This window comes from Nakamurella panacisegetis, from assembly GCF_900104535.1.
GTDB classification, from domain to species: domain Bacteria; phylum Actinomycetota; class Actinomycetes; order Mycobacteriales; family Nakamurellaceae; genus Nakamurella; species Nakamurella panacisegetis.
This window is the reverse complement of the sequence record NZ_LT629710.1, coordinates 2,235,597-2,251,717: the sequence shown is the minus strand read 5'-3', so window position 1 is coordinate 2,251,717 and position 16,121 is coordinate 2,235,597. Positions and strand designations below refer to the sequence as shown.

Annotated in this window: 15 protein-coding genes; 3 read left to right on the top strand and 12 right to left on the bottom strand. The window is 68.7% G+C overall.

All coding sequences use genetic code 11. The annotated features are described in order from the left end of the window. Nucleotides 1-34: 34 nt before the first annotated feature. From BLS97_RS09830 to pdhA, 5 genes are all read right to left on the bottom strand, one after another. Nucleotides 35-895 carry a mechanosensitive ion channel domain-containing protein gene (locus tag BLS97_RS09830; RefSeq protein ID WP_157695337.1) on the bottom strand — a complete coding sequence of 287 codons (861 nt, stop codon included), beginning with the start codon at nt 893-895 and terminating at the stop codon, nt 35-37. Between the two features lie 87 nt (nt 896-982). Beyond that, the gene (locus tag BLS97_RS09825) at nt 983-1,237 is read right to left on the bottom strand and encodes a Smr/MutS family protein (protein ID WP_090475816.1); all 255 of its coding nucleotides are present in this window, start codon (nt 1,235-1,237) and stop codon (nt 983-985) included. Nucleotides 1,238-1,247: 10 nt separating this feature from the next. Next, on the bottom strand, nt 1,248-2,663 hold the full coding sequence (locus tag BLS97_RS09820) for a dihydrolipoamide acetyltransferase family protein (protein ID WP_090475815.1): 1,416 nt from the start codon (nt 2,661-2,663) through the stop codon (nt 1,248-1,250). Between the two features lie 15 nt (nt 2,664-2,678). Next, nucleotides 2,679-3,683 carry an alpha-ketoacid dehydrogenase subunit beta gene (locus BLS97_RS09815; RefSeq protein ID WP_090475814.1) on the bottom strand — a complete coding sequence of 335 codons (1,005 nt, stop codon included), beginning with the start codon at nt 3,681-3,683 and terminating at the stop codon, nt 2,679-2,681. After that, entirely contained in the window at nt 3,680-4,882 is a 1,203-nt protein-coding gene (gene pdhA / locus BLS97_RS09810; protein ID WP_231988457.1) for a pyruvate dehydrogenase (acetyl-transferring) E1 component subunit alpha, read from the bottom strand. The genes BLS97_RS09815 and pdhA overlap by 4 nt, the downstream gene beginning before the upstream one ends. Nucleotides 4,883-5,302: 420 nt before the next feature. Between pdhA and BLS97_RS09805 the strand changes: the two genes are divergently transcribed. Next, entirely contained in the window at nt 5,303-6,037 is a 735-nt protein-coding gene (locus tag BLS97_RS09805; protein WP_090475812.1) for an SRPBCC family protein, read from the top strand. A 42-nt stretch (nt 6,038-6,079) separates the two neighbouring features. On the opposite strand, the gene BLS97_RS09800 is transcribed toward BLS97_RS09805, so the two are convergent. Then, on the bottom strand, nt 6,080-6,583 hold the full coding sequence (locus BLS97_RS09800) for a nitroreductase/quinone reductase family protein (protein ID WP_090481827.1): 504 nt from the start codon (nt 6,581-6,583) through the stop codon (nt 6,080-6,082). Nucleotides 6,584-6,761: 178 nt separating this feature from the next. Next, a complete protein-coding gene (locus BLS97_RS09795; RefSeq protein ID WP_090475811.1) occupies nt 6,762-7,703 on the bottom strand; it encodes an alpha/beta hydrolase in 942 nt (313 codons plus the stop codon). Between the two features lie 49 nt (nt 7,704-7,752). Here BLS97_RS09795 and BLS97_RS09790 point away from each other — a divergent pair, with 49 nt between their 5' ends. Continuing rightward, the gene (locus BLS97_RS09790; protein WP_090475810.1) at nt 7,753-8,244 is read left to right on the top strand and encodes a MarR family winged helix-turn-helix transcriptional regulator; all 492 of its coding nucleotides are present in this window, start codon (nt 7,753-7,755) and stop codon (nt 8,242-8,244) included. A gap of 56 nt (nt 8,245-8,300) precedes the next feature. On the opposite strand, the gene BLS97_RS09785 is transcribed toward BLS97_RS09790, so the two are convergent. Together BLS97_RS09785 and BLS97_RS09780 are read right to left on the bottom strand one after the other, a co-directional pair. Further along, nucleotides 8,301-9,161 (bottom strand): alpha/beta fold hydrolase, encoded by an 861-nt coding sequence (locus BLS97_RS09785; RefSeq protein ID WP_090475809.1) that lies wholly within the window; start codon nt 9,159-9,161, stop codon nt 8,301-8,303. A 57-nt stretch (nt 9,162-9,218) separates the two neighbouring features. Beyond that, complete coding sequence (locus BLS97_RS09780; RefSeq protein ID WP_090475808.1) at nt 9,219-10,016, bottom strand: alpha/beta hydrolase; 798 nt, start codon at nt 10,014-10,016, stop codon at nt 9,219-9,221. A gap of 142 nt (nt 10,017-10,158) precedes the next feature. Here BLS97_RS09780 and BLS97_RS09775 point away from each other — a divergent pair, with 142 nt between their 5' ends. Next, nucleotides 10,159-10,779 carry a TetR/AcrR family transcriptional regulator gene (locus BLS97_RS09775; RefSeq protein ID WP_197676499.1) on the top strand — a complete coding sequence of 207 codons (621 nt, stop codon included), beginning with the start codon at nt 10,159-10,161 and terminating at the stop codon, nt 10,777-10,779. Nucleotides 10,780-10,812: 33 nt separating this feature from the next. On the opposite strand, the gene BLS97_RS09770 is transcribed toward BLS97_RS09775, so the two are convergent. From BLS97_RS09770 to BLS97_RS09760, 3 genes are all read right to left on the bottom strand, one after another. After that, a complete protein-coding gene (locus tag BLS97_RS09770; RefSeq protein ID WP_090481821.1) occupies nt 10,813-12,762 on the bottom strand; it encodes a phosphoenolpyruvate carboxykinase (GTP) in 1,950 nt (649 codons plus the stop codon). A gap of 440 nt (nt 12,763-13,202) precedes the next feature. After that, the gene (locus tag BLS97_RS09765) at nt 13,203-14,624 is read right to left on the bottom strand and encodes a metallopeptidase TldD-related protein (RefSeq protein ID WP_090475807.1); all 1,422 of its coding nucleotides are present in this window, start codon (nt 14,622-14,624) and stop codon (nt 13,203-13,205) included. Further along, the gene (locus BLS97_RS09760) at nt 14,624-16,090 is read right to left on the bottom strand and encodes a TldD/PmbA family protein (protein ID WP_090481818.1); all 1,467 of its coding nucleotides are present in this window, start codon (nt 16,088-16,090) and stop codon (nt 14,624-14,626) included. Before BLS97_RS09760 ends, BLS97_RS09765 begins: the two co-directional genes overlap by 1 nt. Between the last annotated feature and the right edge of the window lie 31 nt (nt 16,091-16,121).

Genomic DNA, 16,121 nt, shown 5'->3' with positions numbered 1-16,121 from the left:
CCGCCGAATCAAAGGCTAATCAGGACTCTTACCCTCATACGTCCGGCGAAAGCTCTCCAAGACGAGGCGGCCCCCCGACCGCCGGGGCGCGCCGCCCGGCTTCGTCGGCCGCCTGCTCCTCCTCCTCGGGCCGGCCGTCCTGCTCGTCCGGCTTCCGCTCCGGCGCCGGGCCGATAGCCGCGGCCAGCAGACCCGAATTGGGCATGCTGATCGGGCCCTCGTCATCGGTCTCGATCGTCGTGTAGAGCAGGCCGGCGGCCACGATCACGCCCTCGAACGGCCCCCCGAGCGCACCGGTCCGCACCTTGACCCGGGTGCCGGGGACGTAGGGCCGGGCGAACAGCAGCACCAGTCCGGCGAAGAAGTTGCCCAGCGTCTGCTGGGCCGCGATGCCGATGACGACGCCCGTGACGGCCCCGCCGACCAGCAGGTTGCCCAGATCGATGTTCAGCAGGCCGAGCAGGCCGAGCGCCACGGTGAGGTAGCCGACGATGGTGATGATCAGGCGGATGGCGGACGCAGCGGCCAGGCCCGCCTTGTTGGTGGTCACCCGGGCCAGTTCACGAGCCACCGACCGGGTGGCCAGCGCTCCGGCGAGCACGAAGACCACGGCCAGGGCGACGACGATCACCGTCAGGTAACCCGGTTCGACGTCGACGCGGTGCCCGAAGAAGGTGAACACCGCTGCCGTCGTGCGGCCCAGACCGCCCAGCCGCTCTCCGACGACGAAGGCGATCATGGTGATCAGGACGGCCGGTACCGCCTTCTTCAGGTCGGGCCGGGCGTTGCGGTCGATGGCCTTGAGCAAGGCCAATCCTCGCCGGCGCTGTCGGTCGGCCGAATCGGAGGCGGCCGGCGTCGATCCGGTCGGGGCAGTTGACGAGTCTTCTGTCATGCCGACCATGCTGTCAGGCCGGGACCACGGGCCGTCGGAGACCAAGCGGCCCGTGAGGCGTAACTCACCGCACCGCCCGGCCGCTCGTCATTTCCAGCGGAAGTGGACGAAGACCCGGCCGAAGTTGTCGGAATCCTTCTCCACCCGGTGGTAGAGCGCCTTCACGTCCTTCTGGGCCAGGAACCGGAGCACGTGCTTCTTCAGTGCACCCGATCCCTTGCCCGGGATGATCTCGACGAGCGGCGCCTTCTTGGCCACCGCCTCGTCGATGATCGCGCGCAGGGCCCGGTCGATGTCCCGACCCGAGTTGTAGATCTCGTGCAGGTCGAGCTTGAGCTTCACCGGCCCGCGATCAGAACGCCAGAGCCAGACCGGGGTCGGCCAGCAAGGCACCGACGTCGGCCAGGAACTGTGAACCCTGCTGACCGTCGATGACCCGATGGTCGAACGAGAGCGCCAGCTGGCACACCTTGCGGACCGCCAGCTGCCCGTCGACCACCCACGGCGCGTCCTTGATCGACCCGAGGGCCAGGATCGCCGATTCGCCCGGGTTGATGATCGGGGTTCCGGTGTCCACGCCGAAAATGCCGACGTTCGTGATGGTGAAGGTGCCGCCGGCCATCTCCGCCGGCAACGTCTTCCCGGCTCTGGCCTTGTCGGTCAGCCCGCCCAGGGCGGCGGCCAGACCGCGCAGGTCCAGCTGATCGGCGTCCGGGATCACCGGAACGATCAGGCCACGCGGAGTGGCCGCGGCGATGCCCAGGTTGACGTAGTTCCGGTAGACGACCTCGCCGCTGTCACCGGCCCAGACCGAGTTGATCTCCGGTGTCCGACGGGCGGCCAGGCAGACCGCCCGGGCGGCGAAGGCCAGCGGGCTCAGTTTGATGTCGGAGAAGTCGGGCCGCTTCCGCAGCCGTTCGCGGAGCTCCATCATCGGGGTGACGTCGACGGTCAGGAACTCGGTGACGTGCGGCACGGTGAAGGCGGACGCCACCATGGCCTGGGCCATCATCTTCCGGACGCCCTTGACCGGCACCCGCGTCTCCCGTGGGTGCGAACCACTCCCGGCCGGCACCGGCGGGACGGTCGACCCAGGTGACGCCGCAACCGGTGTCGCCGGAACAGGTGTCGCCGCAACTGATGTCGCCGGAGCGGCGGCCGTCGTGGTCGCGACCGGGGCCGTCGGTGCGGCGGCCGCCTCGACCTCGGTCCGGGAGATGACACCGTCCGCGCGGCCCGGGCTGACCGTGGACAGATCGACCCCGAGGTCCTTGGCCAGCTTGCGCACGGGCGGCGTGGCCTTGGGGGCGAACGATGCCGCGCTCTTCGGGACGCGCGCGAGATCGAAGCCGAGGTCGTCGACCGGCCGCATCTCGCCCTTGCGGGCCCGCCGGGCCGAAGCCGGCGCGGCCGACACGTAGCCGACGAGCGTGGCGATCCGGCCGTCGGCCGTCATCTCCCCGATCTTGGCCCCGCCGTTCTCAGCCGTTGGCGCCTCGGGAGCGGGGGCGGACGACCCGCCGGGTTCGGTGTCGATGCTGATGATCGGGGTGCCGACGTCGACCGTCACGCCGGGTTCGACGAGCAGCGCCGTGACCCGACCGGCGTACGGGGACGGGAGTTCGACCGCCGCCTTGGCCGTCTCGATCTCGACCATGATCTGGTTGACCGTCACCGTGTCGCCCACGGCGACGTGCCAGGCCAGGATCTCGGCCTCGGTGAGGCCTTCGCCCACGTCGGGCATCGGAAACGTCTGGATGTTCGTCATGTTCGGCAGGGTTCCTCAGTAGGCCAGGACGCGGTCGACCGCGTCCAGGACTTTGTCGAGATCCGGTAGGTAGTAGTCCTCGAGCTTGCTCGGCGGATACGGCACGTCCAGACCGGCGACCCGCAGTACCGGCGCGGCCATCGAGTAGAACGCCTCCTCCATCACCCGGGCGGCGATGTCGCTGGTGATCGACGATTCGCGCGGCGCCTCGCTGACCACCACCAACCGGCCGGTCTTGCGCACCGACTCCAGCAGGGGGGCGAGGTCCAGCGGGGACAGTGACCTGAGCTCGACGATCTCCAGCGAGCGACCCTCGGTGGCGGCGGCATCGGCCGCCGAGCGCAGCACCGGCATCGACGGACCGTAGGACACCACGGTCACGTCCGTGCCCGGCCGGCGGACCACCGTGGAGAACGTCGTCGCCGGGGCGGCGTTGACGTCCAGCGGGGCCTTCTCCCAGTACCGGCGCTTCGGTTCGAAGAACACGACCGGATCGTCGGAGGCGATGGCCTCCTGGATCATGAAGTAGGCGTCGGAAGCGTTGGAGCAGGTCACCACCCGCAACCCGGCGATGTGACAGAAGAACGACTCCGGGGCCTCGGCATGGTGCTCGACGGCGCCGATCCCACCGCCGTAGGGAATCCGGATCACCATCGGCATCCGGACCTTGCCCTGCGTCCGGAAGGTCATCTTGGCGACCTGCGAGATGATCTGGTCGAAGGCCGGGAAGACGAAACCGTCGAACTGGATCTCGGTGACCGGGCGGTAGCCACGCATGGCCAGGCCGACTGCGGTCCCGACGATCCCGGACTCGGCGAGCGGGGTGTCGATCACCCGGTGCTCGCCGAAGTCCTTCTGCAACCCGTCGGTGACCCGGAAGACTCCGCCCAGCTTGCCCACGTCCTCCCCCATGATCAGCACCTTGGGGTCGTTCTCCATGCTGGCCCGCAGCCCCATGTTGATCGACTTGGCCAAAGTGGTCGAGGTGCCGGATGCGGCCCCATTGCTCGTCTGCGTCATCGGGACACCTCCTCGTCCGCAAAGCCGGCCAGGTAGGCCAGGAGTTCGGCCTGCTGCTCCTCGATCTGGTGGTTCGGTTCGGAATAGACGTGGCTGAGCATCCGCTCGGGCGGCGGGACCGGCATCGCCACGCAGAACGCGCGGAACCGGGCCGCGAGCTCGTCGGCCTCGGCGTCGACCGCATCGAAGAACGACGAATCGGCCATCCCGGTGCGGGCCAGGTGCACCTTGACCCGCTCGATCGGGTCGAGCAGCTTCCAGGCCTGGGCCTCGTCGGCCTGCCGGTAACGGGTCGGATCGTCGGACGTGGTGTGCGCGTCCATCCGGTAGGTGAAGGCCTCGATCATCACGGGCCCGTTGCCGGTGCGGCACTCGTCCAGCGCCCACCTGGTCGCGGCCAGGCACGCCAGCACGTCGTTGCCGTCGACCCGGATGCCCGGGAATCCGTACCCGCGGGCGCGGTGGAACAGCGGCACCCGGGACTGCCGTTCGACCGGCTCGGAGATGGCCCACTGATTGTTCTGGCAGTAGAAGACGACGGGCGAGTCGTAGGCGGCCGCGAAGACCATGGCCTCGTGCACGTCACCCTGGCTGGTCGCCCCGTCGCCGAAGAAGGCGATGGTGGCCTCCGACGGCCGGGAGGTCGGCCCGGCCGGGCCGACCAGGCCGTCGAGCCGCTGCCCCATGGCGTATCCGGTGGCGTTGATGACCTGGTTGCCGATGACGATGCAGTAGCCACTGAACCGGGTCTCGTGCGGATCCCAGTTGGTGTGCTCGACGCCGCGGAACAGGCCGAGCAGTTGGGTCGGGTCGATGCCGCGGCACCAGGCGACGCCGTGCTCGCGGTAGGACGGGAACGCCATGTCCTGCGGCTGCATCGCCCGGCCGGCACCGATCTGGGCGGCCTCCTGGCCCAGCAGCGGCACCCAGATCGACAGCTGCCCCTGACGTTGCAGGGCGTTGCCCTCACGGTCGAATCGGCGCACCAGCACCATGTCGCGGTACAGACCCTGGAGCAGTTCAGCCGACACCTCGAGCGGGTAGTCCGGGTGGGGGTGGTACTCACCCTCCGGGCTGAGCAGCTGGACCAGGTCCTCACCACCGCTGGTCGCCTTCAGGCCCGCGATGACCTGATCGGGAGACGGAGTCGCTCCCGGGTGCGGTGTGGCGCCGACCCCGGCCGCACCTCGTGCCTTCACTCCCCGCGCTGTCGTCAGGCTATCGATCCACTGCTGATTGACCACCGGTACATCTCCTCGTCGAATGGGTCCCGCCCCCCGGGATCGCCGGTGGGTCGTGGGCGCCGCGCAGGAGTAGCCGAACCGGCCCGTGGGTGGAGCCGCCCGGCTGCTGAAGTCGGCGTTGACGGTCAGCATTTGCCTCGCTCTTGCCTGGCCCGATGGCGTTCGGCGCAAACGATCTGCCTCAGATACTGGCACGGATTCCCGGGCCGGGTGATCCCGGCCACCTCCGACCGTCGGAGGCCCGAATGTAGGAGGTGGGCGGCACCGCCGCTCGCGACGTCATGGGCTCGGCCATACGATCACTGCTGAGCGGGCTCACCTGGTCGCTCGGACCGGTGTCAACCGTCGATCCCCGTCGAGTACTGAGAGGTCACAGTGGAGCTGGAACACCGATTCGAGGTACCGGTCGGCATCGAGACCGCGTGGACGACCCTGCTCGACATGGAGAAGGTCGGGCCCTGCTTTCCCGGCGCCACCCTGGAGACCGTCGACGGCGACAGTTTCACCGGGTCGGTCAAGATCAAGCTCGGCCCGATCCAGCTGACGTACAAGGGCAAGGCCAGGATCGTCGAGAAGGATCCGGTGGCCCACCGGGCCAAGATCGAAGCCTCGGGCAACGCCGCTCGGTCGGCCTCCACCGCAGCCATGCTGGTGACGGCGACCGCCACCGCCGTGTCACCCAACCGCACGGCGGTCGACCTGGTGACGACGTTGTCGATCACCGGTCGCCCGGCCCAGTTCGGGCGGGGCGTGATGGTCGAGGTCGGCAACAAGCTGATCGGTCAGTTCGCCGACGCCGTGTCCACACAGCTCTCCGGTCGCACCTCGGGCGGGGCCGAACTGGTCAACGAGGTCAACCCGGACGAGGTCGCGGCCGAGGTCAGCGCCGCCTCCGAGGCCGCGTCGGCCGCCGGTTCCGAGCCCTACCGCTCGATCGGTGCGCACCGGGTCCCGGGGGTGGCCCCGGAACCGATCAACCTGCTGCAGTCGGCCGGCGCACCCATCGCCAAGCGGCTGGCCCCGGTCCTGCTCGGCATCATCGCGCTGCTCCTGCTGCGCCGGATGGCCCGGCGGCGGCGCGCTGCTCGTGCGGCTGCGACCCAGGACTGATCGGCGACCGCAGACCCCTCCGGCGGTCGAGATGCGGCCACGTCACGTGCCGGGCGGACCGTTATGGACCGACGCCGCGGGAAGGTCGACGATGCGGAACACGGGGTAGTCGGCGGCGATGCGCTCGAACGCCGACAGCGGCGCCCCCCGGTCGACGGGAATGTGCGGGCGCGCGCCCGGAGCTCGTTCCAGGTAGCGGCGCAGGATCGGGGCCCGCTCGGTCACGTCGACCTCCTCCAGGCGGACGACGGTGCGCCGGCGACCGTGGCCCAGCACCGCCCGGCCACCGGCGGCCCTGACGTTGCGAACCCAGTTGACGTTCGGGCCGAGCATCGACACCAGATAGCGTCGCCCGTCGACGTCGGCCACCGCCAATGGAACCGAGATCACGCGCCCGGTCCGACGGCCCGCGACCTGCAGGGTCACCATTCGTGAGGGAAACAGCTTGCTCAGCACGGTGTCGAGCCGGTTCAGCGGCCGGGCCCACCAGTTCGGCCGGCCGCCCCGGTACATCCACCGGTAGTAGCGGTTCACCCAGTCAGGCATCTGCGCCTCCACCCGGGTTGGGCCAACCCGCGGGCCGCCCATGGCCCATCGTGCCGTCGATCACTTCTGATTCGGGGAACTCCACGACCACGAGCCTGCCCCGTCGGACCGGATCGCCGGTAGGGCCGAACGAACCAGTGCGCGGGCCGTCAGGCCCACCTCATTCTTCCTCGGCGACCTACTGATGGGCCACGACGGGTTCCAGGTGAGTTCCTGGGCGAGCAGCGCGGAGGTGCTGGGTGATGAACAGGGCCGCTCGATCGAGTGCATGATCCGCCTCGTCGATGACGCCGACGAACGCCTGGAACACATGCGGTGCGTTTCCGGTGATGTCGAGGATGACGTCGATTTCGGCGTCGCGTGCGCGCTGGGCCAGCCGCACGGAGTCGTCCAGGAGCAGTTCATTGGTGCCGACCTGGAGCAGGATCGGCGGGAAGCCGGTGAGGTCCGCGAGGACGGCGGGAGCCAGCATGGGTTGCTCTGGATCCTCGCCGGCGAGATAGAGCCGGCCGGTGTGCTCCATCCCGTCGCCGGTGAAGAAGGGGTCGACATCCCGCTTGGTGCTCATTGTGGCGCCGGTGCGGGTGTGGTCCAGCCCGGCCGAGAACGCCACGATCGCGGCCGGCATCGGCAGGCCGGCATCGCGGGCCGCGATGCACGTCGTCACCGTGAGTCCGCCACCTGCGGAATCGCCGGCGAAGACGATCTGGGCGGGGTCGGTGCCACGGTCGAGCAGGCTGCGGTACGCCGCGACGCAATCGCGTATCGCGGCCGGGAATGGGTGCTCGGGGGCGAGCCGGTAGTCCAGCGAGATCGCCCGCACGCCGGTTCGCCTGACCAGGTTCGCCGTGAGGACCATGGCGGTCTGCGGCGATCCGAGCACGAACGAACCGCCGTGGAAGTACAGGATGGCTCCTTCGCGGGCCTCTCCCCGCGGCTCGACGAGGACGGCCCGCCGGCCGGCCAGTTCGGTCGGCGAGTGCATCACGCCGCCCGGAAGTGGGAAGGTCGCCATGAACGCGGCGAAGTCCTCCCGCATGCGCTCGACCGACTCCGGCCCCGTCGGTTTCGGCGCGGTCTGCAGTGTCGTGTCCAGCGCCTGCCGTTGCTCCCTGCTCACGTCGTCTCCTCAAGCTGAAAATGCTGGAAATGGAGTTACATGCCATGGCATGTTTGTTAAACTGTATGCCGTGGCACCTACTTTGACAAGCGAGCAGCTCACCGACTTCTTCGACAACCTGGTCCGGTGCGAGACCCGGCTGTACAACGCACTGGGCGATCGCCTCCGGGCCGAGCACGGCATCACCACGTCCCAGTTCGAGTTCCTGCGCTATCTCGCCGCACACCCGGACTCACGCGTGGGTGACATCGCCGCGAACTTCGCGGTCGGGATCGGCGCCATCAGCAAGGTGATGGATCGCCTCGAAACGGCGGGATGGGCGATCCGGGTCCCGAACCCGTCGGACCGACGGTCGTCCCTGATCAGCCTCAGCGCCCGCGGGGCCGCACTGCTCACCGAGGCCGAGCCGACTTTCGGCCAATGCCTCCGAGAGCTGGTGTCAGGCGTCGTCCGCGCGGACCAGATCGACGCCGCGGCAGGAGTTCTCGCCACTCTGCGCCGCTCGCTCGAAGCCGCCCGGGTCGGCCTCCCGACCGGATAGCGCTCTGGGGTCCCGATGGCGATCGGGACCCCAGCCGCAGGTGACGGGCCAGTGGTTCAGCCGGTGTGCCGGGCGGCGTCCTCGATCACGCTCTCGACCGCCACCGGCTGGGAGATCAGCGACAGGTGCGAGGCGTGGATCGTCGTCACGGTGGCATGGGCGCGCTGGGCCATGAACTGCTGCGCGGCCGGCGGGATGGCGTGATCGTCAGTGCCGATGACGGCCCAGCTGCGGATGCCGGTCCAGGCCGGCGGGCCGGAGACGTCGGCGAGTGCGGAGGCGGCGATGGGTCGTTGGGTGGCGGCGAGTTCGGCGTTCTGCCGAGGCGAGAGGTCATTGCCCAGGACGCTGCCGAACTGGGTCGGCTTGACGTAGGCGTCGACGACGCCGCCGGCTGACGGGACGAAGTTCAGCGCGGCCGGCACGAGCCGGCTGCCGGGGAACTGCGTGTTGATGCTGTTGATCGTCTCCCCCTGGGCCGGGATGAAGGCGTCGACGTAAACCAGGGCCTTGACGTCGGGGTTTCCGGTGGCGGCGTTGGTGACGACGAAGCCGCCGTAGGAGTGGCCGACCAGAACGATCGGGCCGGAGATGGTGGCCAGATAGCTGGCCAGGTACGCCGAGTCTCCGGCGACGCCACGCAGCGGGTTCGGGGGTACGTCGACGGTGTATCCGTCACGCTGCAGGCGCGTGACGACGCCGCTCCAGCTCGAACCGTCGGCCCAGGCGCCGTGCTCCAACACGATGGTCGGCTTGGGGCGGGGCTGGTGGTTGCTGGGCTGAGTGCTTCCGGACGGCGAACTGATGGCGGTCGAGGCAGCCGCGCCGGTCGCGGGACCGGCGATCACGCCGGCCAGGGCGAGGCCGGCCAGCGCGAATCGCATCGTTCGCGGGCCGAACCTGAAGGATGGGCGCATGGGAGGGTCCTTTCGGTGACGGTGTACTGCTGGGTTGGCCGTGATGAGGTGTGGGAGTCAGAGGCCTTGACGGCGGAGCCAGGACAGGGTGTAGTCGGCGATCTCGCGCCAGCCGTGGTCCAGGACGAGGGAGTGGCCACGGTCGGGGAACACCTGGTAGTCGGTGACCGCACCTGATCCGGAGTAAAGCTTCTGGGCCGCCTGGGCGACCACCGCCGGGACCGTGTGATCCTGGCCGCCGCCCAGGATCAGCAGCGGTCCGCGATCACTCCGCTTGGTGTCGACGGCCGCCGGGGAGGACTTCTTGAAGTTGGCGACCGAGGCCTCGAACAGTGGTCTGCCGGGCCCGGGAATCGCGAACCGGTCGAACAGCTCGCCGGACTCGGTCGCGCTGATGGCGTTACCGAAGCCGTATCGGAACTGCTTGCGGGTCAGGGCTACGGCCCGCTTCTTGTTGCCCGGCTTGGACAGAACCGGCAGCGCCGAACGAATCTGGGCCAACGGCAGTGGCCTGACCCCCTTGATCTGGCCCGGGTCGATGGCGATGGCCGCCGCGGCCACGCCTGCGGCCAGCAGCTTCTGCGCGATGAGGCCGCCGAACGAGTGCCCGATGACGATCGGTGCGGCCGGCAACCCGCGAATGACGTCGAAGTAACCGTTGGTGATCTCGTCGATGCCTTTGTTCGCGACCCCGGCGGCGTTGGCCCGGGTCTGCGCGGCGGTCCCCGAATCGCCCGGCCAGCCCGGAGCGATCGGGTCGTACCCGGCCGAGGCGTACAGCTCGACCCAGGGCTGCCAGGCGTCCGAGTGGATCCACAGGCCATGAATGAACACGACGGGGATTGCTGGGGTCATGAGGCTCTCCTTCAATTGGTAGACTAACTAGTAACTCCACCAATGACCATAGAGCAGCTCATGAAGCCGCGCAAGCAGGAATTCCACGGCCGCCGATGGCCGACACCGGAATGGGAAGAGGTGAGGCAGACTGAGAGGCGACATGACACACACGGAGACGAGCCCAGCCGGCGGTGCCCCCGCTGCCGTCCACCCGGCCACGAAGGTGCCGATGCGGGAGCGCATCGTCGACGCCGCCACTGAGTTGTTCTACGCGCAGGGCCTGCGTGCGGTGAGCGCGGAGAAGATCATCGCCCAGGTGGGCATCACGAAGGTCACCTTCTACCGGCACTTCCCGACGAAGGACGAGTTGATCGTGGCCTACCTCGAGCGACGCGCCGAATGGGAACGCGACGCCATCGCCGGCGCCCGGAAGGCAGCCGGGAACATTCCTGACGTGTTCCGGATCGTGGCCCAGGCCATCGGGGCCGAGAGTTGCCGTCCAGGATTTCGGGGTTGCCCGTTCATCAACGCGGCAGCCGAGTACGCCGACCCGGACCACCCGGTACGACGGGTGGTGGATACGCATCGCCGCTGGTTCAGACAGGCCATCCAGGATCTTCTCGACGAGATCGAGGTCGAGAACTCGGCCCGGGTCGCCGACGAGTTGGTCATGTTGCGTGACGGTGCGATGGTCAGCGGCTACCTCAGCGACCCGGCCACGGTTGCGGATGCGCTGTACAACGCCGGCCGCGCAGTGATCGCGTTCAGCTCCCGATCCTGACCACCGGACGCGGCCGGCCCCCGCGAGCCGGCTTCAGGCCAGACCCAAGCGCGACTTGAGGCCGGCCAGTTCGGCGTGCAGGGACTCCGGGACGGTGTCGCCGATGAAGTCGAACCACTCGTCGATCAGCGGTAGCTCGGCCTTCCACTCGTCCACGTCGATGGCCAGGGCAGCCTCGACGTCTTCCGGTGTGACGTCCAGCCCGTCGATGTCCAACTCGCCCGGGGCCGGGACCAACCCGATCGGGGTGGACTGCGCGTCGGCCCGCCCCTCGAGGCGGTCGATCACCCATTTCAGCACCCGGGAGTTCTCGCCGAAGCCGGGCCACAGGAATCCACCGTCGGCGGCGCGCCGGAACCAGTTGACGTAGAAGATCTTCGGCAGTTGGTCGGCATCCGGCCGGTCGCCCAGGTCGGCCCAGTGCTTGAAGTAGTCGCCGGCGTCGTAGCCCATGAACGGCAGCATGGCCATCGGGTCACGACGGACCACACCGACCGCACCGGTGGCCGCGGCGGTCGTCTCGGACGAGAGGGTGGCACCCATGAACACACCGTGATTCCAGTCGCGCGCCTGGGCCACCAACGGAATGGTCGTCTTGCGCCGGCCGCCGAACAGGATGGCCGAGATGGGGACGCCGACCGGCTCGTCGTACTCAGGGGCCAGGATCGGGCACTGCGTGATCGGCGTGCAGAAACGGGAGTTCGGGTGAGCCGCCGGTTGTCCGGCCGACTCCAGCTTGTTCCCGTCGGCATCCAGACCGGACGGAGTCCACTCGCGGCCCTTCCAGTCGGTGAGGTGGGCCGGCGGCTCCGGCGTCATGCCCTCCCACCAGACGTCGCCGTCATCGGTCAGGGCGACGTTGGTGAAGACCGAGTTGCCGGCCTCGATGGCCTTCATGGCGTTGGGGTTCGTGGTCCAACCGGTCCCCGGGGCCACCCCGAACAGCCCGTATTCCGGATTCACCGCGTACAGCCGTCCGTCGGTGCCGAACCGCATCCAGGCGATGTCGTCGCCCAGCGTCTGTACCTCCCACCCCGGGATGGTCGGTTCCAGCATCGCGAGATTCGTCTTGCCGCAGGCACTCGGGAATGCGGCCACCACGTAGTGGACGTCCTTCTCGGGCGAGATCAGCTTGAGGATCAGCATGTGTTCGGCCAGCCAACCCTCGTCCCGGGCGATCACCGAGGCGATCCGGAGCGAGTAACACTTCTTGCCCAGCAAGGCGTTTCCGCCGTAGCCGGAGCCGAACGACCAGATCGTCCGCTCCTCGGGGAACTGGGTGATGTACTTCGTGTCGTTGCACGGCCACGGCACGTCCGCCTCGCCCGGGGCGAGCGGCGCACCAACCGAGTGCAGGGCCCGCACCCAGGTGCCGCCGGCATTGATCAGTTCCAGAGCCCGGTCACCCACCCGCGTCATGATCCGCATGGAGGCCACGACGTATTCCGAATCGGTGATCTCGACGCCGAGCATCGGGATTTCCGCCTCGTACGGTCCCATGCAGAACGGGACGACATAGAGCGTCCGGCCGCGCATGCTGCCGCGATAGAGGTCGGTCATGATCGCCTTCATCTCCGACGGCGCCATCCAGTTGTTGGTGGCCCCGGCGTCCTTCTGCTCCACCGAGCAGATGTAGGTGCGGTCCTCGACCCGGGCCACGTCGCTCGGATCGGAGGCGCAGTAGAAGGAGTTCGGCTTCTTGGCCAGTCGGACGAAGGTGCCCGCCTCGACCAGCTTGTCGGTCAACGCCTTGTACTCCGCGTCCGATCCGTTGACCCACACCACGGCGTCCGGCTCGGTCAGCGCGGTGATTTCGGTGACCCAGTCCAGCAGGGCGGCGTCGGTGGCCACGATCGGGGATGCCGGTTCGGGCACGGTTGCGGTCGGATCGGGCACGGCAGCCAGCCGCGTGCGGGCGGGCGACGCGGTCGGACGACTGGGCACGGCGATCTGTTCGAGGGGCGGATTGACAACGGCGGTCATCGACACCATCTCCTGTTGATTTTCGTTTGATTGGCGCCCATCGGCCAACATTCCCGTCGGCGCAAAGCCAGCGGCAACCGGCCGACTCTGGCGAGGATTCCGCTGACTTTAGCCACGGAGTCTACGATTTCGCCGGTGATCTTGTGAGGCGCACACCACAGAATCGTGAAAGAGATCGATTCAGAACACGTGATGGCACACACGTTTGTTTGAATATGTTGAGACTTGAATTGTTGTGGTCAGAAAATGAATTCGGCGTGCCATCCACCCAAATTCGGGCCCTGTGCCGCGCTCGGCCGGCTCGACGGGATGCGTGACCGGGGCCCAGGATGGACTCGCCCGAGAGGTCGGCACGGTCTGCTGATCGGCCGACGACGACGCCGGTCAGCACAACCCACCCCCGGGGGATCCGAACCCCACCCCGCGACAGCGCCTGCGGCCTACTGCGCCTTGGACACCGAGGACATGTTGAAGCCCTCCACCCGGACCGGCGGCATCGCGCTGCGGGTGAACCAGTCGCTCCACTCGCGGGACAACGCCGCCTGCGTCCGGCCCACCACCGCGGCCTGCCGCAGCACGTCGAGCGGCGACATGTTGAACCGGAAGTTGTTGACCGCGCCGGTGACCTCGCCCTTCTCGATCAGGAACACCCCGTCCCGGGTCAGGCCGGTCAGCAGCATCGTCATCGGATCGACCTCCCGCAGGTACCACTGGGAGGTGACCAGCAGCCCCCGGTCGACCCCACGGACCAGGTCGTCGACGCCCAGGCTGTCGTCACCCCCGTCGAGGATCAGGTTGTCTCCCACGGTCCGGAACGGGACCCCCTTCTCGGCTGCCAGGCTCCGGGTGTTGACCAGGTTGGCGATCCGTCCGTCGGCGATGATGTCCGTCCGTTCGATCCGGGCGCCGTTGTCGAACACCGAGAACGAATCGGACGATGACCCGGTCAGCACGAACGGTGCCGCATCCAACCCGCGGTACGCCGGGTCCGAGTACAGGTACAGAGGCTGCTCGGACAGGCGCTCCCCGAGCCGGGTGCCGCCGCCGGGGGCGGAGAAGGCCGAACGTCCCTCGTACGCACCGCGGGCGCCGGCCATCCAGGCCAGGTACAACAGGAAGTCGGCCACCGCGGTCGGCGGAAGAACCGTGTCGTAGCGCCCGGGCGGCAGGTCGACGGTGCTTTTCGCCCAGTCCAGCCGTCGGGTCAGGCCGTCGGTGACGGCCCGGACATCGACGTCGGTGAAGTCGGCCGTGTAGGCGCCGGCCCAGGACGAGCGGGCCAGGTCGGCTGACTTCGCGTTGACCTCCACCGTCCCGGTCGGCTGCACCCAGCGGCGCCGGATCCCGGTGGACGTTCCGAGGTAGCTCGTGCTGATCTCGTGGCGGGCGAACCCGAACAGCAGGCGGTCAGCCGACCGGGCTTCGTCGAACGAGGGGGCCAGGTCGGCGAGCAGGCGGCGGTAGACGCCGAAAGTGGTTTGTTCACCGGGAGTGTCGAAATCCTCGTCCGAACCGCCGGCCTGCTCCGGCCCGACCAGCTCGGCGTAGTCCTGCGCCCGCCCGGCCGAGGCGGCCGCGGCGGCCTCTCGTTCCGACTGCCGGACGACCTCGACGACGGTGCGCGCCGACGCCGCACCGGACGCGGAGGCGTTCACCGTTCCGGATGCACCTCCGACCACCGAGATGACGAACCACGACAGGTTGTCCGAGACGCCGCTGGTGGTGACCGTGTTGTTGGCCCACCGCACGTTAGCCGTGCTCTCGGTGGTCACCACCACCACACAACCATCGGAACGCGATGCGGCCAGGGCGATTTCGACGATCTGGACCGGCGTCAGGAGCGCTGGATCGGCGGTCGGCATCAGGCCCCCTCGTCAACTGTGTTGAGCACGTTGATGCTGCGGAACCGCGCCGAGGGGCTGCCGTGCGACACCGGAGCGGTCTGCCCGGGCTGCCCTTTGCCGCAGTTCAGGGCACCGCCCAGCAGGTACGTTCCGGGTCCGCCGACGGCGTCCATCGCTCCCCAGAAGTCGGTCGTGGTGGCCTGGTAGGCGACATCCTTGACCTGGCCGTCGATCTCGCCGTTCAGGATCCGGTAGAAGCGCTGCCCCGTGAACTGGAAGTTGTAGCGCTGCATGTCGATCGACCAGGACTTGTCGCCGACCACGTAGATCCCCCGCTCCACCCCGGCAATGAGATCGGCCGTCGAGCCGCCCCGCGGATCGGGCTGCAACGACACATTGGCCATCCGCTGCAACGGTTGATGCGACGGCGAATCGGCCAGCGCGCAGCCGTTGGACCGGTCGAGCCCGAGCCGCTTCGCGAACACCCGGTCGACCTGGTACCCGGTCAGGATTCCGGCGGTGATCAGGTCCCAGGACTGTCCGGCGACACCGTCGTCGTCGTACCCGATGGTGGCCAGGCCGTGCGGCACGGTCCGGTCACCGGTCACGTGCATCACCGGTGAGCCGTAGACCAGGGTGCCGAGCTGGTCCGGAGTGGCGAAGGAGGTACCGGCATAGGCCGCCTCGTAGCCGATGGCCCGGTCGTACTCGGTGGCGTGCCCGATCGATTCGTGGATCGTCAACCAGAGATTGGTCGGGTCGATGACCAGGTCGTACCGGCCCGCAGCCACCGACGGGGCCTTCTGCTTCTCCGCGAGATCATGGGGCAGGGAATCGATCTCGCCGTCGAAGTCCCAGGTGCCATCGGTGAGGTACTCGAAACCGCGGCCCACCGGCGGCGCGAGCGAGGACATGGATTCGAAGCCGCCGGACGCGGCGTCGACGGCCACCGCTTCCAGATCGGGCTGCAACCGCACCCGCTGCTGGGTCGTCATGGTGCCGTCGGTGTCGGCGTAGAACTTGTTCTCCTTCACCGAGTGCAGGCCTGCCCTGGTGTGCGCCACGCCGTCGGCGGCGAGCAGTCGCTCGGACCGATCGAGCAGCAGCGCCACCTTGTCCGCGGTCGGCACGCCGAACGGGTCGACGTGATACGCGCTGACCCAATGGACGTCCCGATGGATCGGTTCGGGCGCCCGCTCCACCCGCTCGGCGACGACCCCGGCCAAGGCCCGGGCGACGTCAACCGCCTGCCGGGCGGTCGCCGCCGCGGCATCGGTGGTCGGCACCACCGCGGCCGCAAAACCCCAGATGCCGTCCACGATGACCCTGACCGCGAACCCGGTGGTGGCCGAGTCGACGGCCGACTGCACGACCGTGTCCCGCAGGTGCAGCTCGCTGGTCATCAGCCGTTCGAAGCGGAAGTCGGCGAACGACGCACCGGCCGCGGTGGCGGCCGACAGGGCGGCGTCGGCCAGCCGGCGCATCGGGAACTCGAGGAACGCGGCGTCGATGCCG